Below are 1,240 nucleotides of genomic sequence, written 5' to 3'. Positions count from 1 at the left end.
GCTGATGGGGCCKACGACACGCGCAGCTGCMACAATGTGATTGCCGCTCGCGGAGCCGCCGCCATCATCCCGCCACGCAAGAATGCCCAACTTTGGAAGCCAACCACGGCAGGAGCTATCGCCCGAAACGAAGCTGTCAGGGCGTCCAAATATCTTGGACGGGCACTCTGGCGAAAGTTGACCGGCTATCACCGCCGAAGTCGCGCAGAGACGAAGATGCACTGCCTCAAACTCCTGGGCCAAGGCCTCATGGCCCGAGACTTCGACCGGCAGGTCGCTGAGCTACAGATCCGGATCGCGGTGCTCAACCGCTACACCGCTCTTGGCATACCCATCACAGAGCCCGTAGGATGAGTCTGTCCGCGGAAAGGGGAAGTGCGTTCAGACCCCGATTTGTGCAACAAAGCCGACGGCCTCGACCAACGCCCCAAGCAGTGTAACAATGGGATCGCCCGAGTGGTCGGATTGCTGAACGTCTACTTCGATAACAGTTTCCCCGGACTGTCTGAGTTGTTCTGACCACGCTTTCCGAAAGAACGTCTTTCCCCTGCCAAATCCAGCTTCAATGGAAATGACCTTTGTGATTTCCATTGACTTAATCAGGTTTGTGAAAGTGTTCCCGATATGTTCGTAGTCTAGAAGGTCGTGGTCCCAAATACTTTGTGTTTTCATAGAAATTAGTGCCTCAATTCGGATGTATCGAGAGAAGAACCTGCAACCCAACGTGAAAAACAGTTGCCGGAATTCAACTCTACCGTTCAAGTATTTCTGCACATTGCCATTGGGATGAAAAGTGGTGGGGTACTAAAAGCTCACTGATTTCTGATGTTGCCTGTTCGCCACACGATATTCTCGCCCCGTTTGCTTCCACAGTGCTTCCAGCAGGTAAGGCAAAAAACAAAAAGCCTCGCGTGATACGAGGCTAAGTGATTGTTTTATGACACTAAAGATTGGTTGCGGGAGTAGGATTTGAACCTACGACCTTCAGGTTATGAGCCTGACGAGCTACCGGGCTGCTCCATCCCGCGACATTTTTTGTGACCTATCGCTTACGCTACTTGAGGTCTTTGGCTGGTCTGGCGCCTATTTGGCGAGTTGAGACCGTTGGTTGGCCTATTGCTTGCGCTATTTGAGGCCGGGGTCGAATAGGTATTCTATCGTTTTGAGAGAATGTGGGATTTTTCTAGGTTTGGCGGTGACCTACTCTCCCGGGGCTTAAGCCCAAGTACCATTGGCGCGG

Annotated in this window: 2 protein-coding genes and 1 tRNA gene; 1 reads left to right on the top strand and 2 read right to left on the bottom strand. The window is 52.5% G+C overall.

The window, feature by feature from the left end:
• Positions 1-354, top strand: a 354-nt coding sequence (locus tag D9K61_RS08260) for a transposase (protein WP_371688463.1), incomplete at its 5' end; no start/stop codon positions are given.
• A 27-nt stretch (positions 355-381) separates the two neighbouring features.
• Here the strand turns inward: D9K61_RS08260 and D9K61_RS26910 are convergent.
• Together D9K61_RS26910 and D9K61_RS08250 are read right to left on the bottom strand one after the other, a co-directional pair.
• Positions 382-672, bottom strand: a complete 291-nt coding sequence (locus tag D9K61_RS26910; RefSeq protein ID WP_216825772.1) for a hypothetical protein — start codon at positions 670-672, stop codon at positions 382-384.
• A gap of 279 nt (positions 673-951) precedes the next feature.
• Positions 952-1,028: transfer RNA gene (locus tag D9K61_RS08250), tRNA-Met, on the bottom strand.
• Positions 1,029-1,240 lie beyond the last annotated feature (212 nt).

Origin of the sequence: Ruegeria sp. EL01, from assembly GCF_900313035.1 — a bacterium.
GTDB lineage: Bacteria > Pseudomonadota > Alphaproteobacteria > Rhodobacterales > Rhodobacteraceae > Ruegeria.
Note: the sequence above shows the minus strand (reverse complement) of the source record. Positions and strands in the feature narration are given on the sequence as shown.

Bases quoted from the DNA above. Each gene is read 5' to 3' on its own strand.
- D9K61_RS26910 (WP_216825772.1), bottom strand. From the start codon at position 672: ATGAAAACACAAAGTATTTGGGACCACGACCTTCTAGACTACGAACAT.